We start from the raw sequence: 26,608 nt of genomic DNA, 5'->3' as shown, positions 1-26,608 counted from the left end.
CGTCACTCGGTCCGGGTAATCCACTTGTGGAGCTGCGTACCGTCGGTCTTGAGCTCCGAAGCCAGTTGCTTGAGCCTTGAGGTCAGCACCTCTCTACACTGAGCCGTGCTTCGGCAGCGGCCCATTGCTTGCCTCAATCGCCGCAGGACCTCCTGATGATACGCCTTGGGATGAGGCCCCTTGTGGCCTCGAATGAAGACCCGGTTCGCCGGATCATCCAAGGACATCCCGGCCCGGTCGAACAGTTCCTGGAACTGGGGCGACCACGGCCCACCGTTGTGCGTGGCTTCCCACCACTTGTTCGTGGCGATGTGGTGCTCGTGGACCTCCAGCGCCCCTGACGTCGGCCCCCGCGCCGCCATCGCCACCGCGCCCGGTGCCAATTCAATCGTCACCGTGCCGCTCGACGACACGGCCACCGCGCTCACCTGTCCCACCGCCGCGAGACTGAAGCCTCCCTGCTCCGCTCCCACCAGCGCCGCCTGCGCCGCTCCCGGCAGCGTCGGCATCCTCGCCGCCAGCGTCTGCGCCGTGCCGCCCAGCGCCGCCATCGTCAGCATCACGAAGGCCCTCGCCGCCTGCTTCCCCATCACCTCCCCGTACTGCTCCCCTGCCTCCCGGATGCCCTCGAAGTCCTCCGCCTCCCTCACCCGCTCCGAGAGCAGCCTCCACCCCTGGATGAGGCTCCACACCGTGTCCCAGCCCAGGTACGCAATCAGCCCCGCCGTCAGCACCGCCGCGATGCCCTTGGACAACAGCGGCTCCGGCACCAGCCACAGCCCCAGGTACACCGCTCCCGTCGTCGCCAGCAGCGTCACCATCGACTCCGGGTCCGTCATCCCCTCCAGCGCGCTCGCCGTCTCCTCCCACACCGAGTCCAACGCGATGCGGAAGGCCAGCGTCCGCTTGCCCTCCTCGTCCAGCCCTGCCCCCTCCTCCAAGAGGTGCAGGCAGTCCCCACCCAGCCTCTTGCGCACGCACCAGCGCCCGTAGGCCTCCTCCGGCGCGGTGCCGCGCTCCGGTGCGTCCGCCACCCGCACGCGGCCCCGCCTGGGGTCCTCCAGCGTGACGAGCCCCAGGGACGCTCGCGCACGGCGGGCCTCGGGCTTCAGCAACCGGAGCGCTTCCCACCGGGGACGCGCCGTCACCGGCGCACCGGGGGCCAGCGTCCGGACAGCCTCCTTGAAGGGCTCGCCGTCCAGCGCCACCGGCGCCGTCGCCTTGCGTGGCGTGTACTCCCGGGCCTGCCCTTCGCCCGTGTCCAACCGCCACGTCCGCGACGTCGCGCACCCCGTCGCGCACACCACCCACAACAGCACGGCTGCCCAGCGCGACATCACCCACGTCCCCAGGGTCCGCGCCCCTGTCCTCAAGCGCGGAGCCCCGGAGTATGGCGACGCTCAGCCCTGGAGCGCCACGCCCAGCTCCGCGTCTCCGTGCAGCAGCCACGCCCTCGCCGCGGACTCCTGCCAGAAGCGGCGGAGGATCTTGTCCGTGCCGCTCCCAGAGGCCACCCGGTTGAGCTGCAGCGCGACGATCTGGTTCTGCACCAGCTCCGCCACCCGCGTCACCCCGGAGCGCAGGCCGTACTCCTGCACCCGGCGGATGAGGTCCGCGGCCTCCGGCGACGCCGGCCGGAACATGCGCAGGTCCGCTTCAATCTTGATGGCCTGCCCCGCCACCGTGTCCGTCGCCGCCTTCAGCTCCACCACGAACCGCTGCATCTCCTCCAGCCGGATGTAGCCCTCCAGCGCGAAGCTCACGATGGACTCAGCGCGATTCACGTCGATTCGATACATCTGGCGCTCCCTTCGTGTGGACTTCATCACCCATCCAGCCCGCTTCCACCAACGTCCCGCGGGACGAGCCAAGGATTCAGGACTCCACGGTGAGCTGCTCCAGAAGGAGGGCCAGGCCCCTGGCCGACGCGGCCTGACGCACCGCCCGACGGTCCCCCGTGAACAGATGGCGCTCCACCACCGCGGGGCTCCCCCGCCGCTGCACCGCCACGAACACCAGCCCCACCGGCTTCGCCTCCGTCCCGCCCCCCGGCCCGGCGATGCCCGTCTCCGCCACGCCCCAGTCCGCCCACGAGCGCTGCAGCGCGCCCTCCACCATCGCGCCCACCGCCTGCGCGCTCACCGAGCCGTGCTCCCGCAGCAGCGCCAGCGGCACCCCCAGCTGCTCCCCCTTCGACTCGTTCGAGTACGGCACGAAGGCGCGCTCCACCACCGCGGACGCCCCCGGCACGTCCGTCAGCGCCGCCGTGATGAGCCCTCCCGTGCACGCCTCCGCCAGCACCAGCCGCAGCTTCAACTCCCGGCAGCGCGCGATGACCCTGGGCGCCAGTCCCTCCAGGTCGCTCACGCGCCCTCCCGGGGCACCGCCGCCAGCACCGCCACCAGCACCTCGTCGCGGAACGCGATGCCCACCGTGCCCTCCTCCGCGCGCAGCGCCACCGCCGGGTGCACGCCCGGCGGACACACCGCGTCCATCCCACGCCTGGGCATGAAGCCCGCCTTGCGCAGCCGCTCCCACCAGACGAGCGCCGTCTCGTGGCGCTCGCACCGCTCCGACTCGTTCACCATGCCCACGATGTCGTCCACCTCCCGGCCGAAGAACCGCTTGATGGCGCGACGCTCCTCCTTCGGCACCTCCAGCGTATCCAGCAACTGGAACACGCGGGAGAAGTGCTGCCACGCATTGGCCAGCCGCTCGCGCGCCGGGGCCCGGTGGTGGTCCACGTTGGGCTCGCACAACACCACCCCCACCGGCCCCAGCGACGCCAGCCTCCCCAGCACCGTGTCGCGCGGCTCGCGGGCCCCGGCCGGGCCGTCCACCACGTGGTGCAGCGCGAACGCCGCGTTCACCACCAGCGGCCGGCGCACCCCTCGCAACGCGGACCACACCGCCGCGTCCAGGTCCTCCACCGGCGACTCCAACCCCGCGAACTCCAATGACAGCCCCACCTCCTCCGCCACCGCCGTCACCGCGCCTTGCGCCTCGCGCAGGCTGGCACCGCTGGGGTCCACGCCCACCACCGCCAGGTGCCGGGGCAGCGCGCCCGCCTTCGCCAGCGCGCGCAGCAGGTTGCACTCCTGCCGTCCCTGCCCGATGCCCACGTCCAGCAACGTCGCCTCGTCGTGGCCGCGCAGGAACCCCGCGAGCAGCGTGTTCGCCACCGCGTCCGCCGCCGACGCCAGCGGCAGGTGCTTCATCAACTGGCGGAACAAATCAATCTGCCTGGCGCCCCCATCCACCTCCGACGCCCGGTACGGGTGCAGCGCCCCCGCCGCCCCCTCCAACCTCCGCGTCAGCGCCGTGGCGAACACGCCGTAGTTCTCATCCTCCGGCACCCGCTCCACGTCCAGGAGCCGGTACAGCGCCGCCAGCGTCTCCACCGCCTCCATCGCCCGCGCCGACAACGCATGATCCATCGCCTGGAGCAGCAGTTCATCCTTCGGCGTGCGCATGCGCCCTCCCCGGGAAGCCCTGGCCGTGGCTTCCGCTCGACATGAAAAACTGTAACGACCTCCCTCTGCTTCCCTCCAGGGGCACGCACCGTGGACGCATCCCGCAGTGCGCGCGTGCACATCCCGCCCGGCCTCGCGGGGGGACTGGCGCGAAGCGGGGGCAATGGCAGGCGCGCCCGGCCTCGGACACTTCCAGCCCCCGGGGCCCGTTGCGCTCGCGCGCATTTTCGTTGCCGGAATCGCCCGCCCGAACCGTATGACGTTGACGGCCCACCCTTGACCCACGGCCGGGGGATGTTTCCCCACTCCGGGTGCAATCCCATGAATGTCCGCGGTGACAGCTTCGAGGAGCTCCGGTGTTGAGGCGGTCCTCCATGTTCCTCCCCCGTCTCCTGCGACTGCTTCCAGCCCTCCTCCTGCTCTGGGGAACGGCAGGGGCCGCCCAGGGCGTCCCCTCCGCCACCAGCGAGCCGCGCACGGTGGAGGTGGACCTCCAGGCGACCGACGGCGGTCAGGGCCTGTCCGCCGAGGACGCCGTCCGCCTGGGGCTCTCCCCCGACGCGGGCGACACCGCGCTGGTGCCCCCCACGCTCACCGCGGACGCGCCCGCCGCGTGGCCCGAGGGCCTGGAGGGCACCGCCGGAGAGGTGGAGCTGGAGCTGCTGGTGGACGTGGAGGGCCGCGTCGCGGAGGCGAAGGTGGTGCGCGCCGGCGCCGAGCCGAGCCTCACCGACGCGGCGCTCGCCGCCGCCCCGGGCCTGCGCTTCACCCCGGCCACGCTGGGCGGCCTCCCCGTGGCGGTGCGCCTGCCCTTCCTCTACCGCTTCACGCCGCCCGTGCGGGTCCCCGCCTCCACCACGCGCCTCACCGGCGAGGTGCGCGCGCGAGGCACCCGCAAGCCGCTGGCCGACGCGGCCCTCTTCCTGGATGGCGCCCAGGCGCCCGCCGGCACCACCGACCCGCGCGGCCTCTTCACGCTGGACGTGACGCCCGGCGCGCACCGCGTGGAGGTCCGCGCGCCGGGCCACGCGACGACGACGTTCGAGGAGAAGCTGGAGGCCGGCCAGACGCTCCAGGTCGTCTACCGACTCCAGCCGCGCGAGGTGAACCCGTATGAAACCGTGGTGCGCGACGAGCGCCCGCGCACGGAGGTCACCCGCATCAGCCTGCACGAGCAGGAGCTGCGCGAAGTGCCCGGCACGCTGGGCGACCCCTTCCGCGTGGTGATGCTGATGCCGGGCGTGGGCAGCCTCGCGTCAGGCATCAGCTACCCGGTGGTGCGCGGCAGCCAGCCGGCCGCCACCGGCTTCTTCCTGGACGGCGTGCGCATCCCGATGCTGTACCACCTGCTGCTCGGGCCCGCGGTGGTGCACCCGGACTTCATCGACACCGTGGACTTCTACCCGGGCACGCCGCCGGTGCAGTACGGCCGCGTGCTGGGCGGCGCGGTGGAGGGGCGCCTCAGCCGTCCGCGCGAGGACCGGCTGCACTTCACCGCGTACGCGGACCTGCTCAACGCGGGCGGCTTCATCGAGCAGCCCTTCGAATCCACCGGCACCAGCGTCAGCGTGGCCGGCCGCTTCAGCTACTCCGCGCTGCTCATCTCCCTCACCGCCAACGCGCTCAACCGCCCGGAGGCGTCGCAGGTGCGCGCGGGCTTCTGGGACTACCAGGCGCGCATCGAGCAGAAGGTGGGCCAGGGCCGCCTGCGCCTGTTCGCGCTGGGCAGCTCCGACGACGTGGGCCTCTCCCCCGAGGAGGTGGAGCGCTCCGAGGGCGGCGGCGTCACGTCGCGCTTCCACCGCATCGACCTGCGCGGCACGCACCCGCTGGCGGGCGGCGAGGGCGAGGTCGGCCTCACGCTGGGCTGGGACGGCCTGGGCCTCACCGGCGAGCGGACGAACCGCGTCGGCGGCGCGCTCGTGCGCCAGTCCGTGGGCGAGTACGGCCTTTCGCAGACGAGCCTCTCCGCGCGCGCCGGCTGGCGACGGGCGTTCACCGACTCGCTGGAGCTGGCGGTGGGCGCGGACGTGGAGAACCGCCGCTCCGCCACCACCCTCACCGGCACCGCGCGGCCCCCGGGCTGGCGCCCGTCCGACGACGCGGATCCGCTCAAGCGGCCCTCCGCCATCGCCACCTTCTCCGGCGCGTATGCGGGCGTCACCTGGAGGCCCGCGGAGCGGTGGGTGGTGTCACCGGGCCTGCGCGTGGACGCGTACCACCTGGTGCCGGGCATGACGTTCACCGCGGTGGAGCCGCGCCTGTCGGTGCGCCACACGCTGACGGACACCCTCACGCTCAAGGGCGGCGCGGGCCTCTTCCACCAGCCGCCCACGGTGCTCCTGCACCTGCCCGCCGTGGACACCGCCAGCCTGCGCTACGGCCTCCAGTCCGGCGCGCAGTTCGACGTGGGCGCGGAGTGGAAGGCCATGGACGGGCTGGAGCTGAGCGCGGACGCGTACTTCAACCCGCTGTCGCGCGCGGTGGAGTTCGACCTGGTGGACGTGGCGGAGAACCGCCGGCGCCGGGGCAGCCTGGGCCAGGACCCCGCCACCACCGGCTACGCCTACGGCCTGGACCTGATGGCGCGCCACCCGCTGGGCAACAACTGGTTCGGCTGGGTGTCCTACAGCTTCCTGCAGAGCAAGCGGAAGACGCGCTTCAGCCGCTACGGCGAGGACAACCGCGTGCTGGAGACGGTGGAGGGCAGCCTGCCCTTCGCCTTCGAACAGGCGCACGTCTTCAACGCCGCGCTCAGCTACAAGTTCGGCAACAACTGGACGGTGGGCACGGTGGTGCACTTCAACACCGGCCGGCCGGAGTCGGGGCAGATCACCTCCCAGACGCAGCGCTGGGTGACGGACGCCGACGGCGAGGGGCGTTGGGTGCGACAGGACCTGGACCGCGCCAGCCGGCTGGCGCCGTTCTTCCGCGTGGACGCGCGCATCGCGAAGTCGTGGGCCTACGAGGACTTCACGCTGGATGCGTCGCTCGACGTGCTCAACCTCTCCGCGCAGCAGGAGGTCATCGCCTACGAGCACTTCTCCGAAGGCGTCCTGAACGAGCCGGGCCTCTACCCCGTGCGCAAGCCCGTCCAGATTCCCGTCATCCTCCCGCTGTTCGGCCTCAAGGCGACCTACTGACATGCGCCACGCACCCCTCACCATCCTGGGCCTGGGACTGCTGGCCCTCACCCACGCCGGCTGCGAGCGCTACCCCGAAGACCCCATCTTCGCGTACGGCCGCGTGCGCCAGCTGGACGGCGCGCCGCTGGCCGGCGAGCCGCTGACCCTGGAGCGCCGGACCGACGGCGTCTTCGCCCCCCTGAGCACCGCCACCACCGATGCCAGCGGGGAGTTCACCTTCGAGCTGCTCTCCGGCGACGCGGTGCACTGGCGCGATGACGAGCAGCAGTCCCGGCTGCGCGTGACGCTGCCGCAGGACGCGAGCGGGCGGGGCATGTTCGCCCTGTTCTACATCCAGGACGACGTGGAGCTGCCCACGCTCCAGCCCTGGGACGCCCACCCGCGCGTGGAGGCAGGACCCCAGGGCCCCGCCGTGGCCTTCCCGCCCCCGCCCCCGCCGCTGGAGGTGCCGGAGACGGCGAGCCTCCCGCAGGTCATCGGCCCGGAGGACACCGTCCCCAGGCTCGTGTTCCCCTCGCCGCCCGCCACCCTGCTGTGGCTGACCTCCGAGGGGCAGCTGCTGTGGCGGTGGACGGGCACGACGTCACCCTGGACGCCGTCCCCCTACGTGCTGGAGGACTTCGCCGCGCCCCAGGTGCAGCTGCGCGCCGTCAGCGTGGGCAACTGGGGGTTCTCTCCCTTGGGCGGAGAGCCCAGCGGCGTGGACTTCCGGGTGGAGTGGCGCACCGCCCACGAGCCCCTCCCCCCGGGCTCCCTGCGCCCCGCCAGCCGGGGCGCGACGTGCGCGCCGCTCTTCCCGGAGGTCTGTCCCTGGACGGACGGACGGCTCGAGTCCGTGCCCGTGGCCAACCCCAGGACCGACCCGCCCGTGTACGGGCTCGTCTTCACGCTGCCCCAGCCCACCCGTCCCCGCCACGCGGTGGTGCGCGGCCTGCGCCACGCGGACAGCTACGAGGGCAAGGAGTGGCTCGTCCTGGAGGGCAGCCTGGATGGTGAGCACTGGAAGGTGCTCAGCCGCACGGTGCTGCGGGAGCTGGATTCCTTCACCCAGACCCAGAACTACTTCCTGTACAGCTATTACCGCGACCTCACCGAAACGGACTCGCCCTACGGGGATTCCCCCATCCACCTGGGGAACCAGACGCCTGTCTTCACCGAGCTGCCCCTCGCCGACGCAGAGCCCACCCGCTACGTCAGGCTCTCCGTGGAACTGTTGGAATATAGCGGTGGCACCACCCCTGGGGCGCTCCTCTCGCTCGGGGAATTGTCCGTCTTTGAATAGCGGTTGCCGTGTCTGACCATGCAACCCCAGGGGATTGCTTGTGCCAGACAAAACCCAGCAGGCCCTTTCAACCGGATAAATCAAGAAATAATGGCAGCCCCGTTCAAGACATGGGGCACAGAGCCCACCCGCGCCCGAGGAGGGACCAATGATTGCGCTGACCTGGACGTACGGGCAGCTCCTCAGGGGCCTGGCGGACGTGGTGCGACGGGTGTTGCTGGCGCAGTTGCTCTTGCTGGTCCCGTGCTTCTGGTTGCTGGAGCTGTCCCAGAACGTGGCCTTCCGGTGGATGAACGGGGACTGGGGCTGGGTGTATCCGGAGTCCTCGCACGGCTGGTTCTCCGTCATCAGCCTGGGGCTGTGGAGCGGCGCGGTGGTGGCGCTGTGGGCCCTGAACACCCGCTGGTTCCGGCCCGCGCGGATGCCCCGCTGGCAGCGGGTGCTGTGGTCCACCGCGCTGTGCTGGCTGGGACAGTGGCTGGGGGGCTTCCTGGCGGCGGAGGTGTTCCACCACCCGTTCCAGGTGTGGCCCGGCTCCCGGCTGGTCTACGTGAGCTTCAGCGCGCTGTTCTTCTGGGCCGCCAACGCGCTGCTCTACCAGTGGATCGCCAGGGACGACCCGGAGGCCCTCCCGCCCAGGGCCTCCGAGGCGACCTCCGAGCCCGTCAGGTCCCTGCCCGTCACGCGCGCGGAGCGTCCAGCGGGAGCTTGAGCCGCGCGCGGCAGCCGCGCCCGTCGGTGCGGTTCTCCAATCGCAGACTTCCGCCGTGGGCCTCCGCGATCTGCCGGCTGAGCGCCAGCCCGATGCCACTGCCCTGGGGCTTGGTGGTGAAGAAGGGCACGAAGAGGTTCGCGGTGTCGGACAGGCCCGGGCCTTCGTCCTCCACCCAGACCTCCACCGCGCCCGGCGCGTGTACCGCCCACGAAACCCAGACACCGCCCGGCCCTCCGGCGTCCGAAAGGACGGCGTCCACCGCGTTGCGCACCAGGTTGATGAGCACCTGCTCCAGCTGGTCCCCATCCCCGGGCACCGTGAGCGCGGGGCCGGGGCGCACCGCCACGGGACGGCGCGGCTCCAGCGCCACCACGCGCCGCACCCAGGCCTCCACCTCCACGCGGCCCTGCGCGGGCGGGGGCAGGCGCGCCAGCCGCGCGTGGGCGGACATGAAGCGCGCCAGGGCTTCGGCCCGGCGGGCGATGATGCCCAGCCCGTGCCGCGTGTCCTCCTCCCAGTCCGCGGGGCGGGGCACCTGGGCCACCGTGTCCCGGAGCGCGTCCGCGATGGATTGGATGGGCGTGAGGGAGTTGTTGATTTCGTGGCTGAGCACGCGCACCAGCCGGCGCCAGGCCTCGCGCTCCTCCTCGCGCAATGCCAGACCCAGGTCGGTGAGCACCACCAGCTGGTGCGGCCGGCCGCCCTCGCGGAACGTGCCCCGCCACAGCTCGTAGGGGCCGCCCTCCCTGGCGAAGGCCCGCGTCAGGCGGCGCGGCGCGGGGCCCTCCAGCAACTCCTGCCACCCCAGCGCCTCCGCCCGCTGGCCCACCAGCCCCGCGCGCGGCAGGCCCACCAGCTGGACGCCCGCGCGGTTCACCAGCTTCAGCGTGCCCTCGTCGTCGAAGGCCAGCACCGCCACGTCGATGGCCTCCATCACCTGCGCGAGCAGGGCGCCCGCCTCCATCGCGCCCAGCCGCTGTTCGCGCAGCGTGTCCCCCAGCGCGTTGACCTCCAGCAGCACCTCCCCCAGCGCGTCGCCCGCGCGCCCGCCCCGGCCGCGCACGGAGTAGTCCCCCTCCCGCAGCGCGGCCAGCAGGCCCGCCACCGTGTGCAGGGGCCGCACCACGCGCTCGCGCAATGCCAGACACAGGCAGGCGGGGACGCCCAGCACCAGGACGGCCAGGGTCCACCGCACCTTGGCGCTGAAGTCCCCCGTCCACAGCAGCGCCAGCGACACGACGACGGCGGGCAGGCCCGCGAGCACCGCGAGCCCCACGACGCGCAGGTCGTGCGGCCAGGGCTTCGGCCCGGGCTCTGGCCGGAGCCTCAACGCGCGCCCTTGATGCCGTAGTACTGGAGGCGCCGGTAGAGCGCGCTGCGCGACAGGCCCAGGGCCCTGGCCGCCTCGCTCACGTTGCCATCCTGCCGGCCCAGCGCGCGTTCGATGAGGTAGCGCTCCACCTCCTCCAGCGTCATCTCCTCCAGGCGCGTGGCGCCTCCGCCGCCCGGCCCCGTGCGCTTGAGCAGCAGGTCCTCCGCCTCCACCCGGTCCCCCGCCGCCATCAGGAGCGACCGCTCCACCGCGTGCTCCAGCTCGCGCACGTTGCCGGGCCACGGGTAGGCGAGCAGGGCCTCCAGCGCGTCCGGCGACAGGTGCACGCCGGGGCGGCCGTAGCGCTGGCCCAGGGCCGCGAGGAAGTGCGCGGCGAGCAGCGGGATGTCCTCGCGCCGCTCGCGCAGGGGCGGCAGCTGCACCTCCACCGTGTTGAGCCGGTAGAGCAGGTCCTCGCGGAAGCGTCCCTCCGTCACCGCGCGCCCCAGGTCCACGTTGGTGGCGCTCACCACGCGCACGTCCACCTTGCGCGTGCGCGACGAGCCCACCGGGTGCAGCTCCCCCGTCTGGAGGACGCGCAGCAGCTTCGCCTGCTGGGCGAGCGGCATGTTGCCAATCTCATCCAGGAAGAGCGTGCCGCCGTCCGCCAGCTCGAAGCAGCCGATGCGGTCGGTCTTCGCGTCGGTGAAGGCGCCCTTCACATGGCCGAACAGCTCGCTCTCGAAGACGCCCTCCGACAGGCCGCCGGAGTTCACCGCGACGAAGGGGCGGTCCGCGCGGGGGCTGGCCGCGTGGAGCAGGCGCGCCACCACCTCCTTGCCGGTGCCGTGCTCGCCGGTGACGAGCACGGGCGCGGCGGACGGCGCCACGCGTTCGATGAGCCGGCGCACCGGCAGCATGGCGCGCGACTCGCCCACCAGCGGGGAGCGTCCGCCCTGCTCACGGCGCAGGTGCTGGTTCTCCCCCTCCAGCCGCCGGGTGCGGCGCAGCGCGCGGGCCAGCTCCAGCTGCGTGCGCAGCGTGGCCAGCAGGCGCGTGTTGTCCCAGGGCTTCTGCACGTAGTCGCGCGCCCCCGCGCGCATGGCCTCCACCGCGCCCTCCACGCTGCCCCACGCGGTCATCACCACCACGGGCAGCAGGGCGTCCCGCGCGCGAAGCTGGCCGAGCAGGTCCAGGCCCTCGCGCCCGGACGTGGTGTCGCGCGCGTAGTTGAGGTCCATCAGCACCAGCTCCACGTCCTCCGCGTCCAGCGTGGCGAGCACGCCCGCCGGGGACTGGGCGCTCACCACCGTGTGGCCGTCGCGCTTGAGCAGCAGCCGCAGCGCCTCCAGCACGTCCGGCTGGTCGTCGGCCACGAGGATGCGGGTGGGGCGCGGAGTGCTGGGAGAAGAGGGGTCGGACACGGGGGACGCCACGGGTGGGGACTGTGCCAGAAACCAGGAGGGGTCAGTCAGCGCGCAGCGCGATGATGGGGTCCACGCGCGTGGCCCGCCGGGCCGGCAGCCAGGACGCGCCCAGCGCCACCCCGGTGAGCAGCAGCGCCACGCCCCCGAAGGTCCACGGGTCGTCCACCGACACGCCATACAGCAGCGAGCCCAGCAGCCGCGTCAGCGCCACGGACAGGACGAGCCCCACGCCCACGCCCGCCAGCGACAGCCGCAGGCCCTGCCCCAGCACCAACCGGAGCACGTCCCCCCGCGCCGCGCCCAGCGCCATGCGGATGCCCAGCTCCCGCGTGCGCTGCGCCACGGAGAAGGCGATGACGCCCGACAGGCCCAGCGCCGCGAGCAGCAGCGCGCCCCCCGCGAACAGCCCCAGCAGCAGCGCCGACAGCCGCCGGGCGCCAATGGCGTCGTCCATCCGCCGCGACAGGGGCGAGACGTCGAACAGCGGCAGGTCCGCGTCCACCGCGCGCAGCTCCGACTCCACCGCGACGCGCAGCGCCTCCGGGTCTCCGGACTTCACGCGCACCGCCATGCCCAGGTGCACGGAGGGCAGCTGCGGCAGGGCGTAGTACGCGGCGGGGCGCGCCGGCACGTCCAGCCCCCACTCGCGCAGGTCGTCCACCACGCCCACCACGGTGGCCCACTGGTTGTCCGGGCCGTGCAGCCTCATCCGGTGGCCCAGCGCGTCCCCCTTCGGCCAGAAGATGTTCGCGCAGGACTGGTTGATGACCACCGCCCAGGGCGCGTCCGCGCCGTCCCGGTCCTCCAGCAGCCGTCCCTGCTTGAGCTGGACCCGCAGCGCGCGCAGGTAGCCCGGGGTGACGGCGCGCATCTCCACCGCCTTCCACAGCTCCCCCGGCAGCCGCGGGCGCCCCTCGATGTCGAAGCTGTGGTCCATGGCGCCCCCCAACGGCAGGACGTTGGTGAGCCCCGCGGCCTCCACGCCGGGCAGCGCCTGGAGCCGCGACACCAGCGCCTGCTGGAAGGCCGCCTGCCGGGCCTTGTCCGGGTACGCCACCCCGGGCAGCGCCAGCTGGCCGGTGAGCACGCCTTCGGAGACGAAGCCCGCGTCCACGCGCCGGAGCGCGAGGAAGCTCCTCACGAAGAGGCCCGCGCCCACCAGCAACACCAGCGCGAGCGACACCTGGGCCACCACCAGCGCCGAACGCAGCCGGCCCGCGCGGTGGCCGCCGGTGCTCCGCGAGCCCTCGCGCATCGCCGCGTTCAGGTCCGTGCGGCTGGCCTGGAGCGCGGGCACCAGCCCGAAGATGACGCCCGTGAGCACCGACACGGCCAGGGTGAAGAGCACGGAGGGCAGGTCCAGCCGCACCTCGTGGGCCCGGGGCAGCCCCTCCCCCACCACCGCCACCAGCGCGTCCGTGCCCCACATCGCCAGCAGCAGGCCCAGCGCGCCCGCCACCACCGACAGCACCACGCTCTCCGTGAGGAACTGCGCCACCAGCCGTCCGCGCCCCGCCCCCAGCGCCGCGCGGATGGACACCTCGCGGCTCCTGGCCACCGCCCGCGCGAGCAGCAGGTTGGCCACGCTGGAGCACGCCACCAGCAACACGAAGCCCACCGAGGCCCAGAGGAGCCACAGCGTCTCCCGCACCCCGCCCACCACCTGCTCCTCCAGCGACTTCACCCCCATGGACCAGCCCGCCTGCCGGTACTGGTCCACCAGGTCCGGCGTGCGCTCCGCGCCCACGCGCCGCAGGTCCGCTCGCGCCGCGTCCAGCGTCACGCCGGGCTTGAGCCGCGCCAGGATGGACAGGGAGCGGTTGCCCCGCTTGGACTCCGCCGCCTGCTCCGGCGTGGGCGCGAACGGCAGGTACAGCTCCGTGTCCTCCGGGTAGGCCACGCCGGGCGGCAGCACGCCCACCACGGCGTGCGCCTCGCCGTCGAGCCGCAGCGAGCGCCCCAGCACCCCGGGGTCCTTCGCGAAGTGCGCGCGCCAGACGGCGTCCGTGAGGATGACGACCTTGTCCCGCCCCGGCGTCTCCTCCTCCTCCGTGAAGCCGCGCCCGAGCACCGGCGCGACGCCCAGCGTGGGCAGGAGTGAGGCGGTCCCCACGACGACGTGGAAGCGGCGGGGGGACTCCTGGCCGGTGAGCGTCACATCGCCGCGCCGGAAGGCCGACAGCGACGCGAAGGCCCGCGCGTTCGTGGTGAAGTCCCGGTACTCCGGCACCGAGTTGGACACCGCCTTCAGGCCGAAGGCGTCGAAGTCGGGCGCCAGGTGCACCAACTGCTCGGGGTGGGGGAAGGGCGGCGGCGTCAGCAGCACGCCCTTCACCACGCTGAACACCGCGCTGTTCGCGCCGATGCCCAGCGCCAGCGTCAGCACCGCCACCACCGCGAAGCCGGGGGCGTTGCGCAGGGAGCGCAGGGCGTAGCGCAGGTCATTGAGCAGGCGTTCCATGGGCATCCCCCTCAACGCAGCTGTTCGTCCTGCACGACGCGACCGTCGAAGAGGCTCACCGTGCGCGTGGCGATGCGCGCCTGCGCCGGGTCGTGCGTCACCATGCACAGCGTGGAGCCCGCCTTGTGCAGGTCCGCCAGCAGTTGCATCACCGCCTCGCCGTTCTTCGAGTCCAGGTTGCCCGTGGGCTCGTCGGCCAGGAGGATGAGCGGGTCCCCGGCCACGGCCCGCGCCACCGCCACGCGCTGCTGCTGACCGCCGGAGAGCTGGCCCGGCAGGTGCCGCGCCCGGTGCGCCATGCCCACGCGCTCCAGGGCCCGCTCCACGCGCTGCTTGCGCTCCTGGGCGGGCAGCCCCCGGTAGGTGAGCGGCAGCTCCACGTTCTCGAAGACGGTGAGGTCGCCGATGAGGTTGAAGCTCTGGAAGATGAAGCCGATGTGCTGGTTGCGCACCTTCGCGCGGTCCGCGGGCGACAGCTCCAGCACGCCGCGGCCATCCAGCAGGTAGCTGCCCCGCGTGGCGGTGTCGAGCAACCCCAGCACCGCCAGCAGCGTGGACTTGCCGGAGCCCGACGGGCCCACGATGGCCACCCATTCGTTCTGGCGGATGGTGAGGTGGATGTTGGACAGGGCGTGCGTCTCCACCTCCTCCGTCTCGAACACCTTGGTGAGCCCGTCCAGTTGGAGCAGGGCCTTGCCCGGCACCGCCACCGGCGCGCGGGCCTCGCTGTCGTTCGTCATCGTCGTCATCATCGCAGCCTCACGCGCTCCACCGCATCCCATGCGGTCATGTCCGACAGCACCACCTGGTCGCCTTCGGCCAGCCCCTGCACCACCTCCACGGCGTTCACCGAGCCCCGGCCCAGCTTCACCGGGATGCGCACCGCCTCATCCCCTCCGGGCAGCAGCCGGAAGAGCGCCAGCGTGCTCTCCGCCTGCGCCCCGGCGGGGCGGCCCACGGACAGCACGTCGTCCAGCCGCTCCAGCTCCACCGTGCCCTCCACGGTGAGGTCCGGCCGGGCGCCCTTCGGCAGCGCGTCCGGCAGGGCTATCTCCACGCGCACCGTGCCCTGACTGGCCGCGGGCGCGACGCGGGCCACGGTGCCTTCGACGACGCCGTTGCGCGTGTCCACCCGAGCCTTGAGGCCCGGCAGGATGTCGCGCGCCTGCGTCTCCGCGATCCGCAGCTCCGCCTTCAGCCGCTCCGGCTTCACCACCTTGGCCAGCAGCACGCCGGGCGTCACCCACTGGCCCAGTTCCAGGGGCAGCTCCTGGAGCACGCCGTCCTCGCCCGCGAGCACCTTCATGGACTCCACCTGCTGGCGGCGGAAGCGGGCCACTGCCTTCAGGCGCTCCACCTGCTCCTGCTGGGAGGCCAGCCGCTGGCGCAGGCTCTGGGCCATGACGTCCAATCGCTGGCGCTCCAACTCCAGACGCTGGCGGGCCTCCTCCGCCTTCTCCCGGGCCTGCCGCGCCTCCAGGTCGCCGACGAAGGCCTTCGCGAACAGGGCGGTGTTCGCCTGGGCGCGGCGGTCCGCGTCGGCGGACTCGGCGGTGAGCGTGGCCACGGTGGCCTGCTGGGACAGCCGCTGCGTCTGGAGCACCTCGCGCAGCTCCAGGAAGTCTCCCTCCGCGCTCGCCAGCTGGCGTTCGGCCTCCAGCGCCTGGAGCTGCACGTCCGGGTTGGACAGCTCCATCAGGAGCGTGCCCTTCGTGACGGTGGCGCCGGGGCGCACGAGGATGCGCTCCACGCGGCCGGCGGTGTCGGCGGTGAGCCAGCGGATGGATTCTGGCACCAGCGTGCCGGCGCCCTTCACCTGACGCACCAGCGGGCCGCGCTTCACCGTGTCCAGCCACACCGAGGCCCGCTCCACCGTGGGCGCGGCGGGCCGCAGCCGGGCCAGCCCCACCGTCACCGCCACGAGCACGGCGAGGCCCAGTCCCACCAGGAGAAAGGGTTTGCGGCGCGGGGGGCGTGCCTTCGGGATGTCCACGAAGCCGGGACATAGCCAGACGCGTGCCAGTGCATCCGGTGGGGACAAGCCCCCGGAATCAGGAAGCTCGCGCGGGGCGCCGGGCCCGCGCTGACCGCTTGCGCGAAAGGCGCGTCCCAGGAACGGACACGCGCGAAGAGTCCGCTGGGGGTGAATAGAAACAGTGCCTGGCCGTCTGGTTCCCCGATTCATCTCCCACACACTTCGAGAACCCTCCCATGCGCCCCACCGCTCTCCGGGTGCGTACCAGCATGCTGCTGGCCGCCACCCTTCTGCCCCTGTCTTCCCTGGCCGACCCCGTCTACTTCCAGCTCATCGACGTGGGCAGCGAGGTGGACGCCCCTGGATTGAGCGCGGGCACCGTGGCGGCGAAGACGCGGTATGGCATCGCGGAGGCGGTGAAGGCTGCAGGGTCGGAGTCCATCCTGATGGATCCACAGCACGAGGGCGCATCCGACGTGAACGTCACCGCGAAGGTGACGCGCGCGGGGGAGAAGTACCGGCTGACGTATCAATTGCAGACGACCTCGCAGCCGGTGCGCACCAAGACGCTGGCGTATGACTTCGTCAATCCCAGCCTGAGCGACAAGGGCGCGGTGGTGATGGCGCAGTCCGTGCTCGCGGAGGCCGAGAAGCTGGGCGCCGCGAGTCAGGAGGTGCCGACGTCCGCGCCCTCGGAAGAGCGCCCCACCAGCGACTTCGCGCCCGCGACGCAGGAGGAGGTGCCCGCCGCGCTGGAGTCACGGAGTGCGTCCGGTTCGACGCTGGCGGTGGACGCGCCGACCGGAGGGAGCATGGGCCAGGACTCGATGGGCCGCGACGCGTCCGAAGCGGCGGTGAAGCGCTCCTTCCGCTCCGGCATGACGACGCTGGACCTGGGCGTGTCGCTGGGCTTCAACAGCCCGTCGGGCGTCTTCGGCGGCGAGGTGGAGTACCGGCTGAAGCCGTGGCTGGGGCTCAACGTGAGCGGCGGCGCGGGCGCGTGGGGCGTGCGCGTGGGCCCCCTGGTCCGGCTGTATCCGCTGGGTGAGGTGCCCACGAGCCCCTTCGTGGAGGCGGGCACGAGCTTCAACTTCGGCGGGGAGTCCTGGTCGGAGGTGAACGGCGGCGAGCGACGGTACGCGGACATGCTGCTCACCCCGGTGGCGACGGTGGGCGTGGGCGTGCGCCGCTCGCTGGGCCCCCTCTACCTGGGCACGCGCGTGGGCTGGGGCTTCCGGATGCGTGAAGACAACTGGCGGATGCGCGACGGCGGCCAGAAGGACTTCCTCACCGCGACCGCCGTGGACCTCACCCAGCACGGCGGCTTCCTGTTCAGCTTCACCGCCGGCGTGGCGGTGTTCTGACGCGACCTTCGCTGGAAGAGCACCCGCAAGCGCAGGAGGCCCGGTCGGGTGAAGGCCGGCCGGACCACCTGCAATCCCTAGAAGGAGCGGCCATCGGGCGTGGTCCTGCGTGAGCGGAAGAAGGGTCCTGACGGGCCCCTCTTCAACCGCACCCGTTGGCCGCGGCCAACCCAACGACTACGGGCTGAACATGCCGGTGAGCACGCTGGCGCGGCCTCGGGGCAGCGAGCGCTTGAACGGGCTCGCCGCCAGGTCAGAGCCGGGCTGGTACCAGCTCTGGATCTCCGCGAAGTACGTCTGGCCCGCCTGCAGCACGCCCGGGGGCAGGTACACGCTCTGGAGGTCCGTGTGCAGCGCCGTCACGCGCGTCGCGGTGGTGTAACCGTTGCTCGTGCCCAGCCGGTAGATGTTCACCACGTAGTTCGTGGCCGTGCCGACCAGCGGCTTCGACCAGCGCAGCGAGGCGTCGGCCCCCACGCCCGTGAGGTTCTGGAACGCGCCACGCGTGTTCACCAGGGGCGCCTGCACCGGCCCGACGAGGGGCTGCACGGGCGCGGCGGTGAACGCGCTCGCCTCCTGATCCACGCGGATGTCCACGCTCATGGCGTAGGGCATCGCGGTTCCCAGCGCGTAGCTCTTCGTGAAGCCCGCGGCGGCGAGCGCCACCTTCTGCCACGTCGCCGGGAGCGGGTTGTTGTAGGTCATGCTCCCCGTCACGAGGTCGGTCCGCAGCGTGTCAGGATTGAGCTTCACGAGCAGTGGCTGCCCGCTGATGGACGCGAGCGCCGAGCCCAGCGCGGCCGGCCGGGCGGACATCCAGATCTCACTGTGCGTGCTGACCGCGTCCGGGTTCACCTGGGTGCGCAGGGCCTCGAAGGCCGAGCGCCTCCAGTCCACCGCGAAGGTGCCTGTCGCGACGGGCTGGGTGAAGGTCCCGCTGACGGTGACGGGCTGGCCCTCCACCTGCGTCATGCTCGTGTCGAGCACCTTGTGCATCGCGCGGTAGGGCACGCCATTCGCGCTCGTCCGCAACCGCATCTGCGCCAGCGAGAACACGTCCCCGCGGCCGCTGTCGAGCAGCACCGGGTTGAGCATGTTGGCGTAATTGAAGCTCAGCCCGGAGAGCGACGTGGCGCCCGTCAGGGGGAACCCCGTGGCGCCGCCGTGGATGTAGCCGAACGCGCCCGGGTTCAGCGAATACATTTCCAGGTAGTCCCCCTGCTGCCAGGGAGACAGGCCGGTGGCGGACACCGTCACGGGGGTGGGCAGCGAGGCGAAGGTGCCATCGCGGCCCCACTCCGTGGAGCCCAGGTCGAACGCGCGGCCGGTGCTCACCAGGTAGCGCGAGCCCAGCTTCAGGTAGATGCGGCCGGAGGGGACGTTCGGCACGGAGAGGGTGCCGTCCGCGGAGCCCGTGCCCGGATAGGCCGTGAACGCCCCGGTCGCGGAGTCCCGCATGTAGGCCACCACCGACGTGGCGGACTGGTCGTAGGGCTTCGTCTCATTGCCCGACGTGGTGACGAAGGTGACCGGGCTGGTGCCGGTGACCTGGGTGATCAGGCCCTGGGTGACCTGGGAGGTCGCGTCCGGCGACATGGAAGAATCCACCGCCTCGGCCTCGTCGAGCCCTCCGCAGCCGACCCCTGCCATGCCGACCAGAATCCCGAGAGGAATCAATGACATATTCATTGTGTAGGCGACCCTTTCGGCGACGCCCTAAAGGGCGCCGCGCAGGGAGATTCATACCAAGTCGGTCTGACATTTCCGGAGGCGTCCCCCGGTCCGCTCACCCCCTCGCCCAGCCTTGCTCCCAGCAGCGTGGCGAAGGTCGAGTCCGGGCTGGACGAAGGGGAGGGACGCGCCCGTCAGGGCACGGGCGCCCCATCCTCCAGGAGCCGCTCGACGGCCCGGTCCCGGGTGCGGCTGTAGCGCAGCACCCAGTAGAACATCGCCCACGACGTCTGCGCCTCCGAGGGCCACGGGGAGAGCAGCGCCCGACCTCCCAGCAGCAGCTTGCCCATCGCGTCGTTGCTCGCGTTGATGCCGTAGGCCAGTCCTTCGTGCAGGACGTACTCCCAGCGGCCCGGCTCCAGGACCTGTTCCGAGCGGACGCAATAGGCATACGCGTGGGGAGACTCCACCTCCACGCGCAGGTGCTGATGCAGCGGGATGTGCGGAGCCCCCGGGACGGTATAGGGACCCTTCGCATCCCAACCGTGCAGGGACTTCTCCTTCGCCGGCAACCAGCGCCAGTGTTGGTGAAGACAGTCATGGATGCAGAAGGGCGCCATGACGATCTCGTCCAGGTGCAGCTTCGCGTCCGGATAGAGGTCGCGGAGGGTCTTGGGTGCGCGCATGGGTGGCGCCACGTGGATGTTGTCGAAGTATCCCTGGCCCGGCATCAGCTCCTCCTGATGCTGCTCGTACCGTCCCGCCGCGTCGTTCCAGCGGTGCGAGAGAAAGCCCGGTCCTCCCGGGGCGTCCGGCGAGGCCATCAGGTAGCCCGCGCCCGCCGGGAGGTTCGTCTTGAAGCGGGAGAAGATGGAGGACCAGACCGGCGGAATCGAAACGGTGAAGATCTTCTCCCAGGCGACCTCCGGCGAGTTCGAGTCCGACCACATCCCCGTCGCCATCATGTGCGACATCCCATCCTCGTCGTCCGCGGGGGGCAGGCCCTCATGCGCCATGGTGGACATGGAGGGACGGCGGATGCTGATCTTCGCGGCCAGCTTCTCCAACGGACGGTTGCTCATGATCATCAGGTGCGGCCGGAACCGCGACGTGCGCGCCTTGGCGCCCGGCACGTAGTCGGTGCTCTCCTGGCAGCAGACGAACTCCGCGCACACCAGCACCCGCAGGGGCACGAGCTGGAGGGTGCCGGTCTCCGTGCGCGTCACCTTCATGACGGGAGCCTTGGGCGGCTTCGCGCCGGGCCTGGGCATGAAGTCGTCCTGCTCCAGCACATCCAGGGGGATGGGCTCCAGCGAGTAGGTCTTGGACTTCGCGCGCAGGTTCAGCTGGAAGCCGAAGACGAGCAGCATGCTCCGGTCGAGCTCCGCGGGAAGCCAGTAGGCGGATTGGCCCTCGGCGACGGTTCCACTGGAGGTCTCGTATTTGCGCACCAGGAACTTCTTGGTGAGCTCCAGCGTCAGGGGCAGGCCGCGATAGCCCACCTCGATGGGATGCCAGAGGAGCTCCTCCAGGACGGTAGGGGTCTGTTCGACGTACCAGGGCGTCCGGAGCAGGTGGTAGGTCACCCCGCTCACGCGCCCGGGCTTGCGGACGTCGTGGGACCACTTCCAGCGCCCCGGGGTGCCCGGGTCCGCCGCGGCGGCCTCCAGGGTGCCCGGGCTCGCGCCGTAGGACTTCCACGGTGCGTCGGGAGCGGCGGTGAGCAGCAGCGTGTCCTTCAACAGCGTTTCAAGATTCGGCATGGGTCTGGAGGTGTCGGTCGGGAAGGAGGTTCAGGGCAGGTCCGGCATGGATTCGACGGTCCATTCACCCAGGAGCGCGCCAGCAAGAGGGGCCTCGTCCTGGACGACGCCGAGCAGGGTGTAGACCTCGTCGCCGGTGCGGGGGATGAAGACCTCGCCGTGCGCGTCGGTTTTGAACTCCTGCTCCCGGCCGTCCGGGCCCCGGACGCGGATGCGACAGTTCGGGATGGGGTTCTGCTCCACGGAGTCATCCACGATGCGAAAGGCCGGGATGCCGGGCGTGAGGCGGAGGACACAGGAAACCGTTGGCTTCTCGCAGTCCCGTTGACAGTCGGGGACGTACGCGCTGGCGCCATCTGTTTTTTCATTGATGCGCAGCTCACCGGGTGTTTCCGGGACCTTCCCATCACAGACAGTGAACTGGGCATCGAAGACGTCCACGGTGTCTTCTTCCGTGGAGCCGTTCAGGTTCGGAGATGCGAGCCGCTGCACGGTATGGACCTGCATCCTGATGCGGTGTTCTTCGAGAACGAACGCGGACAAGGTCGCCCGATGATCGAACTCAGGCTTGATGGACAGGGAGACGGTCCCCGGCGTGGTGAGTCCAGAGACGACCTTCGTGGTCAGCAGTTCCTGTCGGAATTGCGGACCGGTGTTGATCACCGCGTCCTTGATCCACCCCTGGACCCGGTACACCGCTTTCGTGTCGTGGAAGTACGCACCCAGGACACTGTGGCTGCCTTGAAGGCGGAATGAGCCCGAGATGACCACCTGCGCGGCGTGTCTCGACTCACTTCGCATCCCCGCTGAATCTGGCTTTCCCTGGCGGCGCGTCGAATGCGCGATGACCATCCGGAAGCGGCAATACAGGAAGGGGACGTTGAACCAGAGGCTGGACATGTCGAGCTGACCCTTGCGTGGTCGGGAGGTGTCGGTCGGGAAGGAGGTTCAGGGCAGGTCCGGCATGGACTCGACGGTCCATCCACCCAGGAGCGCGCCGGCCAGGGGGGCTTCGTCCTGGACGACGCCGAGCAGGGTGTAGACCTCATCGCCGGTGCGGGGGATGAAGACCTCACCGTGCGCGTCGGTCTCGAACTCCTGCTCCTGGCGGCCCGGGCCCCGGACGCGGATGCGACAGTTCGGAATGGGGTTCTGCTCCATGGAGTCATCCACGATGCGAAAGGCCGGGATGCCGGGCGTGAGCCGCAGGACGCCGGAGATCTTCGGGCGCTCGCAGTTCCACCGACAGCAGTCGATGGCTTCGAGGCTGGTGCAGGAGGTTTCATCGAAGCGCAGCTCCCCCGGCGTCTCCGGAATCTTCCATTGGAGCAGGGAGAACTTGACCCGAAACTGATCCACGGAGTGTTCCTGCTCGGTGTGGTTCAGGTTCTCGCCCGTCATCTTGCGCACGGTGTCGACCTGCATCGCGGCGAAGGGCTCACGACCGTCAGCCCCTGTCCGGAAGTCCCCTTGATGGTCGAAGTCAGGATCGATGCTCAGGGAGACCCCGTTTGGCGTGGTGACTCCAGACATGACCATCGTGGTCTTCACTTCCATCCGACCCGCCGAACCAACCTGGACCAATTCATTCACACACCGACCCTGGACCCGAAACACCGCCTGGCCGTTGGAGAAGTACGGGGCCCGGGCACCGTGGGCCGCTTGAAGCCGGAACGCCCCCGCAATGACCACCTGCGCGTCGTGTGTTGAAACAACGCCGGCATCCGGTTTCTCGCGCACCGAATGCGAGATGAGCATCCGGAAGCGGCAATACAGGAAGGGGACGTTGAGCCAGAGGCTGGACATGTCGGGATGACCCTTGCGTCGGCGCCGCACGGAGGAGGCTTGAATGTATCACGCCCCTCCTACAGGCCCTGTCCTGCCCGGCGGCGTTCAAGGGCTCCCAGCGCCCTGACATGACTCACGGCTCGGGAACAGGGACTGGAACCCCCGCGTCCTGCCAGGAGGGCGGCAGGAACGGCGAGGGCCCTTCTCCCAGTGAACCGGGAGAGGCAGTCCCGGGCGCTCCCGAGGTGGAGTTCCCTCCTGAACCCGAGGGTGACGTCACGTCGGCTGCGCCGTCCATGAGCCGGCGGAGGATGCGGCCATCGCGGTGGATGGCATAGCTCGCGCCCGAGTCGAGGGCAGGGTGCGCGCGGCCACACGCCTTGGGATCCTCGTCGACGCGGATGAAGAAGAGCTCTCCCTGGCGAACCACCCGGTAGCGCTGGGACTCCAGTCGGCTGCCACATGGGAGCGCCTTGTCCTGGGGCGGAAGCAGGTCCTGGGTCGCGATGGAGAGCGCCCTCAGGGTGTCGCCATCCAGTTCGTACACCGTTCCCTCCGTGTCCAGGGAGATGGAGGGCTGCGCGAAGAACGCAGGGAATGTGATGGAGAGGTCCTCCTCGTACCGCGCTGGAAGGACGGCAGGAGGTCGCAGGCAGCTCGCGAGTGGGAGCGCGAGCACCAGGATGGAATGGAGCCTCTTCATGGGTTGCTCCTGGCAGGGCACTGGCGCGTGCGCACGCTACTTCTCATCGATCCGGTAGTGCTCTTCATCCTGCCAGGTCACGGTGCCAAGCATCTCCTGACGCCACCCGCCGGAGGCATCCCCGGTCCACTTCTTCAACTCACCATTCACCGGAATGTACTGGAAGAAGCCATCGCATGACGGCTGACCCAGGTCGTCGGAGTTCGAAAAGAACGCGACGATGGAGAGGGGCACCCTCTTCCCGCCCACATCCACGACCCACTCATGCAACCGACCCATTGAAACAATCGTCCGGATGTCCCCGTCCGACAGCCGCCCCTCGTAGGGATGGTTGTGCAAGGCAAAGACATATTTGATGCTTCCCACGGGGAAGCGGGCATCGTCGACCGTCTCAGGCAACAGGCAGCTCTTCCTGCGGTCCAGCTCATCCTGCTCTGACTGATCCGTGAGCATGCTCATCTCGTACTTGCCGGCTGGCGTGTAATACAGCCAAGCGCAGTATTCCTTCGAGATGCGCCAGCGGACGCGAAAGTCCTGGGCCTCCTTGCGTCCCGCGGTCGCATGGGGCTTGGAGAGGATCACCGGACAGGCGGCGATCAATGCATCGGAAAAGGTGTCGAACGGTCCAACCCCTGGCATGGGGCCCGGCAGGCTCTTGAGCCGCTCTCCGGGCCTGCCGCGGACAACACCCGGGGTGGGCCGTGGCGCCGAACAGGACAGCCCCACGAGCACCAGGGGGACTCGGAGCGCCTGATGGAGCACGGACATGCGCGCACCGTACTCCGTCCCAGCTAGGCTCGCGGGCACCATGCCGGCCTCCCTGCTCGAAGTGTTCCTCGACCATGCCCGTCACGCGCCCTCGCGCCCGCTGCTCTCCTTCGAGGGCACCACCTTCACGCGCGGACAGCTCGCGGAGCGCGTCACCGCGTTCGCTCGCGGCCTCAAGGCCCGGGGCCTCGCTCCCGGTGAGCGCGTGGCCCTCTTCCTGGAGAACAGCGACGCGTTCGTCATCACCTGGCTGGGCGTCCAGGCCGCCGGCTGCGTCGCCGTGCTCGTCAACACCGCGTACCGCCAGGTCGAGCTGGCCCACATCCTCTCCGACGCGGAGGTGAAGGTCTGCGTCACCGGCACGTCGGGCGCCTCCGAACTCGCGCCCCTGCGCGACCAGCTCCCCGCGCTGCAATGGCTCATCACCGTGGAGCCGCCCCCGCCGGACCTGCCCGCGTCCCTGCCCACCGTGCCCTTCGATGACATCCTCGCGCAGGGCGCCGCGTCCCACGTCTCCCTGCCCCTGCCCGGCGCGGAGGACCTCGCGGTGCTGGGCTACACGTCCGGCACCACCGGCCGCTCCAAGGGCGCCATGCTCCAGCACCGGCAGCTGCTCGCCAACGTGCGCGCCGTCACCGAAGCGTGGCGCTGGACGGACGCGGACCGGCTGCTGCTCACCCTGCCGCTCTTCCACACCCACGGCCTCATGGTGGGCCTGCACGGCACCCTCTTCACCGGCGCCAGCGTGGACCTGCGCCGCCGCTTCGTCGCCTCCGAAGCCCTCGCCTCCCTCCACGGGGATGCGTCCCTCACCCTCTTCTTCGGCGTGCCCACCATGTACGGGCGCCTGCTGGAGGAGTCGCGCCGCACCGGCGTGAAGCCGCGCGCCTTGCGCCTGTGGGTGTCCGGCTCCGCGCCGCTGAGCCCCCAGCTGTGCCTGGACATCGAAGGCCAGCTCGGCGCCCGCATCCTGGAGCGCTACGGCATGACGGAGACGCTCATGAACACCACCCAGCCCTACGACGGCGAGCGCCGCCCCGGCACCGTGGGCATGCCCTTCCCCGGCCAGGAGGCCCGCGTCGTGGACGTGCGCTCGCGTGCGGTCCTGCCCTGCGGCGAGACAGGTGAAATCGAGGTGCGCGGACCCCACGTCTTCACCGGCTACTGGCGCCGCCCGGACGCCACCACCGAGGCCTTCGACGCCGACAGCTGGTTCCGCACCGGCGACCTGGGCGAGTACGACCCCGACGGCTTCCTGCGCATCACCGGCCGCGCCCGCGAGCTCATCATCAGCGGCGGCTTCAACGTCTACCCCCGCGAGGTCGAAGAGGTCCTCGCCGGACACCCCTCCGTCGCCGAGGCCGCCGTGCTGGGCCTGCCGGATGCCGACTTCGGCGAACAGGTCGTCGCCGTCATCGTCTCCACTCCCGGTGCGCCCCAGGACGCCCAGGCCCTGGTCGACTGGTGCCGCGAACGTCTGGCCGCCTTCAAGAAGCCGCGCCGCGTCGTCTTCACCGACGCCCTGCCCCGCAACGCCCTGGGCAAGGTCCAGAAGCACGTCCTCCGGGAGCGGCTGTCATCCCCCTGAGACCACACTGGCCGCCACCTGCCCAACAAAACCCACATCGGCCCCTGGCCGAAGTCGCGAGGCGACCTACCTTCTCCAACAGATGCTTCCGGAGCCCCTACGTGATGCCGCTTCCTCCCCGACACCGCCTGCCGCACCCCTGCGCCTGCTTCCAGGAGGAGCCCAGGTGGGACATCCGGGCGGTGAAGGCCGGGAGCGCATGAAGCGGCTGCTCATCGTCGATGACGAGCTGGCCATCGTGGAGGCCCTCCAGGACATCCTGTCCCTGGAAGGGTACGACATCGACACCGCCTACAACGGTGACGAGGGCCTCCAGCGGCTGCTGGCCGCGAAGCCCGACCTCGTGCTCCTGGACCTGATGATGCCGGTGATGGACGGCGGCGAGCTGCTGCGCCGCATCCGCGCCCACCCCGACCTGCGCCACATCCCCGTGGTGGTGATGAGCGCCGGCCGGCTCACCGAGGAAGAGCGCCGCGCCAGCTCGCACTTCCTGGCCAAGCCCTTTGAACTGGACGACCTGCTGGGCACCATCGCCCGGCAGCTCCCCGCCGAGGCCGCCCGCGTGTGACGACGGCTGGCGGCTAGCCTGGCGTCGCGCGGAAGAGGATGTCCCGGTAGTACTGCAGCTCCGTGAGGCTGGAGCGCAGGTCCGCCAGCGCGGTGTGCCCGCTGGGCGGCTTGCGCGGCTCCACCAGCGCCGGATACCAGGCGCGCACCAGCACCTTCAGGCTCGTCACGTCCACCATGCGGTAGTGCAGGTAGCGGTCCAGCATGGGCATGTGGCTGATGAGGAAGCGCCGGTCGGTGTGGATGGAGTTGCCCGCGAGGATGCCCTCGCCCAGCTCGCAGTGGTCCGCGACGAAGGACGTCACCTCGCGCTCGGCCACGCGCAGCGACACGTTGGATGAGCGCACCTTCTCGATGAGGCCATTCTTCGTGTGCATGTCGCGCACGACGGGCTCCATGCGCTGGAGCATCTCCTCCGGCTGCCAGATGACCCGCTCGAACTCCGCGATGGGGCGCAGGTCCGGGCCGGTGATGATGACGCCCACCTCGATGATGCCGCAGGACTCCGGGTCGAGCCCGGTCATCTCCAGGTCGAGCCACACAAGGCGGGTGTCACGGGGCATGTACGAAGATCCTGATCGCGAAGGGAAAGAAGGCTCCCTATA

General features: G+C 71.0%; 22 protein-coding genes. 6 read left to right on the top strand and 16 right to left on the bottom strand.

Annotation, left to right across the window (positions count from 1 at the left end):
- Positions 1–2: 2 nt before the first annotated feature.
- The 4 genes from OV207_RS02190 to OV207_RS02175 all read right to left on the bottom strand — a co-directional run bounded on the left by OV207_RS02190 (position 3) and on the right by OV207_RS02175 (position 3,473).
- Complete coding sequence (locus OV207_RS02190) at positions 3–1,337, bottom strand: AHH domain-containing protein (protein WP_267552161.1); 1,335 nt, start codon at positions 1,335–1,337, stop codon at positions 3–5.
- A gap of 63 nt (positions 1,338–1,400) precedes the next feature.
- Positions 1,401–1,826: an STAS/SEC14 domain-containing protein gene (locus OV207_RS02185; protein WP_267552160.1), complete on the bottom strand. Its 426-nt coding sequence runs from the start codon at positions 1,824–1,826 to the stop codon at positions 1,401–1,403.
- Positions 1,827–1,875: 49 nt separating this feature from the next.
- Positions 1,876–2,367, bottom strand: a complete 492-nt coding sequence (locus tag OV207_RS02180) for a CinA family protein (RefSeq protein WP_267552158.1) — start codon at positions 2,365–2,367, stop codon at positions 1,876–1,878.
- On the bottom strand, positions 2,364–3,473 hold the full coding sequence (locus tag OV207_RS02175) for a GRAS family protein (RefSeq protein ID WP_267552156.1): 1,110 nt from the start codon (positions 3,471–3,473) through the stop codon (positions 2,364–2,366). The genes OV207_RS02180 and OV207_RS02175 overlap by 4 nt, the downstream gene beginning before the upstream one ends.
- Positions 3,474–3,847: 374 nt before the next feature.
- On the opposite strand from OV207_RS02175, the gene OV207_RS02170 reads away from it, so the two are divergent.
- The 3 genes from OV207_RS02170 (at position 3,848) to OV207_RS02160 (ending at position 8,613) form a co-directional block, all read left to right on the top strand.
- A complete protein-coding gene (locus OV207_RS02170) occupies positions 3,848–6,616 on the top strand; it encodes a TonB-dependent receptor domain-containing protein (protein ID WP_267552153.1) in 2,769 nt (922 codons plus the stop codon).
- Position 6,617: 1 nt separating this feature from the next.
- Entirely contained in the window at positions 6,618–7,901 is a 1,284-nt protein-coding gene (locus tag OV207_RS02165) for a carboxypeptidase-like regulatory domain-containing protein (protein WP_267552151.1), read from the top strand.
- Positions 7,902–8,049: 148 nt separating this feature from the next.
- Positions 8,050–8,613 carry a hypothetical protein gene (locus OV207_RS02160; RefSeq protein ID WP_267552149.1) on the top strand — a complete coding sequence of 188 codons (564 nt, stop codon included), beginning with the start codon at positions 8,050–8,052 and terminating at the stop codon, positions 8,611–8,613.
- On the opposite strand, the gene OV207_RS02155 is transcribed toward OV207_RS02160, so the two are convergent.
- From OV207_RS02155 to OV207_RS02135, 5 genes are read right to left on the bottom strand one after another with little or no spacing between them, the layout of a single operon-like run.
- Positions 8,582–9,946 carry a sensor histidine kinase gene (locus tag OV207_RS02155; RefSeq protein WP_267552147.1) on the bottom strand — a complete coding sequence of 455 codons (1,365 nt, stop codon included), beginning with the start codon at positions 9,944–9,946 and terminating at the stop codon, positions 8,582–8,584. The genes OV207_RS02160 and OV207_RS02155 overlap by 32 nt on opposite strands.
- Positions 9,943–11,364 carry a sigma-54-dependent transcriptional regulator gene (locus OV207_RS02150; RefSeq protein ID WP_267552145.1) on the bottom strand — a complete coding sequence of 474 codons (1,422 nt, stop codon included), beginning with the start codon at positions 11,362–11,364 and terminating at the stop codon, positions 9,943–9,945. The genes OV207_RS02155 and OV207_RS02150 overlap by 4 nt, the downstream gene beginning before the upstream one ends.
- 31 nt (positions 11,365–11,395) lie before the next feature.
- Entirely contained in the window at positions 11,396–13,816 is a 2,421-nt protein-coding gene (locus OV207_RS02145; protein WP_267552143.1) for an ABC transporter permease, read from the bottom strand.
- 11 nt (positions 13,817–13,827) lie between these two features.
- On the bottom strand, positions 13,828–14,565 hold the full coding sequence (locus tag OV207_RS02140) for an ABC transporter ATP-binding protein (RefSeq protein WP_420715168.1): 738 nt from the start codon (positions 14,563–14,565) through the stop codon (positions 13,828–13,830).
- Entirely contained in the window at positions 14,565–15,761 is a 1,197-nt protein-coding gene (locus OV207_RS02135; RefSeq protein WP_267552139.1) for an HlyD family secretion protein, read from the bottom strand. Before OV207_RS02135 ends, OV207_RS02140 begins: the two co-directional genes overlap by 1 nt.
- 266 nt (positions 15,762–16,027) lie before the next feature.
- Here OV207_RS02135 and OV207_RS02130 point away from each other — a divergent pair, with 266 nt between their 5' ends.
- Positions 16,028–17,155, top strand: coding sequence for a hypothetical protein (locus OV207_RS02130; protein WP_267552137.1), 1,128 nt, complete (start codon positions 16,028–16,030; stop codon positions 17,153–17,155).
- 177 nt (positions 17,156–17,332) lie between these two features.
- On the opposite strand, the gene OV207_RS02125 is transcribed toward OV207_RS02130, so the two are convergent.
- The 6 genes from OV207_RS02125 to OV207_RS02100 all read right to left on the bottom strand — a co-directional run bounded on the left by OV207_RS02125 (position 17,333) and on the right by OV207_RS02100 (position 23,848).
- The gene (locus OV207_RS02125) at positions 17,333–18,844 is read right to left on the bottom strand and encodes an ABC transporter substrate-binding protein (RefSeq protein WP_267552135.1); all 1,512 of its coding nucleotides are present in this window, start codon (positions 18,842–18,844) and stop codon (positions 17,333–17,335) included.
- Positions 18,845–19,020: 176 nt separating this feature from the next.
- Positions 19,021–20,589: a hypothetical protein gene (locus tag OV207_RS02120; protein WP_267552133.1), complete on the bottom strand. Its 1,569-nt coding sequence runs from the start codon at positions 20,587–20,589 to the stop codon at positions 19,021–19,023.
- A gap of 30 nt (positions 20,590–20,619) precedes the next feature.
- On the bottom strand, positions 20,620–21,489 hold the full coding sequence (locus OV207_RS02115; protein WP_267552130.1) for a hypothetical protein: 870 nt from the start codon (positions 21,487–21,489) through the stop codon (positions 20,620–20,622).
- Between the two features lie 48 nt (positions 21,490–21,537).
- A complete protein-coding gene (locus tag OV207_RS02110; RefSeq protein WP_267552128.1) occupies positions 21,538–22,122 on the bottom strand; it encodes a hypothetical protein in 585 nt (194 codons plus the stop codon).
- A 388-nt stretch (positions 22,123–22,510) separates the two neighbouring features.
- Entirely contained in the window at positions 22,511–23,080 is a 570-nt protein-coding gene (locus OV207_RS02105) for a hypothetical protein (protein WP_267552126.1), read from the bottom strand.
- Positions 23,081–23,116: 36 nt separating this feature from the next.
- Positions 23,117–23,848 (bottom strand): hypothetical protein, encoded by a 732-nt coding sequence (locus OV207_RS02100; RefSeq protein WP_267552124.1) that lies wholly within the window; start codon positions 23,846–23,848, stop codon positions 23,117–23,119.
- Positions 23,849–23,888: 40 nt separating this feature from the next.
- On the opposite strand from OV207_RS02100, the gene OV207_RS02095 reads away from it, so the two are divergent.
- Entirely contained in the window at positions 23,889–25,436 is a 1,548-nt protein-coding gene (locus OV207_RS02095; protein ID WP_267552774.1) for an AMP-binding protein, read from the top strand.
- A gap of 199 nt (positions 25,437–25,635) precedes the next feature.
- Complete coding sequence (locus OV207_RS02090) at positions 25,636–26,004, top strand: response regulator (RefSeq protein WP_193346115.1); 369 nt, start codon at positions 25,636–25,638, stop codon at positions 26,002–26,004.
- A gap of 13 nt (positions 26,005–26,017) precedes the next feature.
- On the opposite strand, the gene orn is transcribed toward OV207_RS02090, so the two are convergent.
- Complete coding sequence (gene orn / locus OV207_RS02085) at positions 26,018–26,566, bottom strand: oligoribonuclease (protein ID WP_193346114.1); 549 nt, start codon at positions 26,564–26,566, stop codon at positions 26,018–26,020.
- Positions 26,567–26,608 lie beyond the last annotated feature (42 nt).

The organism is Corallococcus sp. BB11-1, from assembly GCF_026626625.1.
In the GTDB taxonomy this organism is placed as follows: domain Bacteria; phylum Myxococcota; class Myxococcia; order Myxococcales; family Myxococcaceae; genus Corallococcus; species Corallococcus soli.
The sequence above is the reverse complement of the archived record's forward strand: the minus strand, read 5'-3'. Positions and strand labels throughout refer to the sequence as shown.

Coding starts and splice junctions, on each gene's coding strand:
- OV207_RS02190 (WP_267552161.1), bottom strand. CDS start 1,337: ATGTCGCGCTGGGCAGCCGTGCTGTTGTGGGTGGTGTGCGCGACGGGG.
- OV207_RS02185 (WP_267552160.1), bottom strand. CDS start 1,826: ATGAAGTCCACACGAAGGGAGCGCCAGATGTATCGAATCGACGTGAAT.
- OV207_RS02175 (WP_267552156.1), bottom strand. CDS start 3,473: ATGCGCACGCCGAAGGATGAACTGCTGCTCCAGGCGATGGATCATGCG.
- OV207_RS02170 (WP_267552153.1), top strand. CDS start 3,848: ATGTTCCTCCCCCGTCTCCTGCGACTGCTTCCAGCCCTCCTCCTGCTC.
- OV207_RS02165 (WP_267552151.1), top strand. CDS start 6,618: ATGCGCCACGCACCCCTCACCATCCTGGGCCTGGGACTGCTGGCCCTC.
- OV207_RS02160 (WP_267552149.1), top strand. CDS start 8,050: ATGATTGCGCTGACCTGGACGTACGGGCAGCTCCTCAGGGGCCTGGCG.
- OV207_RS02145 (WP_267552143.1), bottom strand. CDS start 13,816: ATGGAACGCCTGCTCAATGACCTGCGCTACGCCCTGCGCTCCCTGCGC.
- OV207_RS02140 (WP_420715168.1), bottom strand. CDS start 14,565: ATGACGACGATGACGAACGACAGCGAGGCCCGCGCGCCGGTGGCGGTG.
- OV207_RS02130 (WP_267552137.1), top strand. CDS start 16,028: ATGCGCCCCACCGCTCTCCGGGTGCGTACCAGCATGCTGCTGGCCGCC.
- OV207_RS02125 (WP_267552135.1), bottom strand. CDS start 18,844: ATGAATATGTCATTGATTCCTCTCGGGATTCTGGTCGGCATGGCAGGG.
- OV207_RS02120 (WP_267552133.1), bottom strand. CDS start 20,589: ATGCCGAATCTTGAAACGCTGTTGAAGGACACGCTGCTGCTCACCGCC.
- OV207_RS02115 (WP_267552130.1), bottom strand. CDS start 21,489: ATGTCCAGCCTCTGGTTCAACGTCCCCTTCCTGTATTGCCGCTTCCGG.
- OV207_RS02110 (WP_267552128.1), bottom strand. CDS start 22,122: ATGTCTGGAGTCACCACGCCAAACGGGGTCTCCCTGAGCATCGATCCT.
- OV207_RS02105 (WP_267552126.1), bottom strand. CDS start 23,080: ATGAAGAGGCTCCATTCCATCCTGGTGCTCGCGCTCCCACTCGCGAGC.
- OV207_RS02100 (WP_267552124.1), bottom strand. CDS start 23,848: ATGTCCGTGCTCCATCAGGCGCTCCGAGTCCCCCTGGTGCTCGTGGGG.
- OV207_RS02095 (WP_267552774.1), top strand. CDS start 23,889: ATGCCGGCCTCCCTGCTCGAAGTGTTCCTCGACCATGCCCGTCACGCG.
- OV207_RS02090 (WP_193346115.1), top strand. CDS start 25,636: ATGAAGCGGCTGCTCATCGTCGATGACGAGCTGGCCATCGTGGAGGCC.
- orn (WP_193346114.1), bottom strand. CDS start 26,566: ATGCCCCGTGACACCCGCCTTGTGTGGCTCGACCTGGAGATGACCGGG.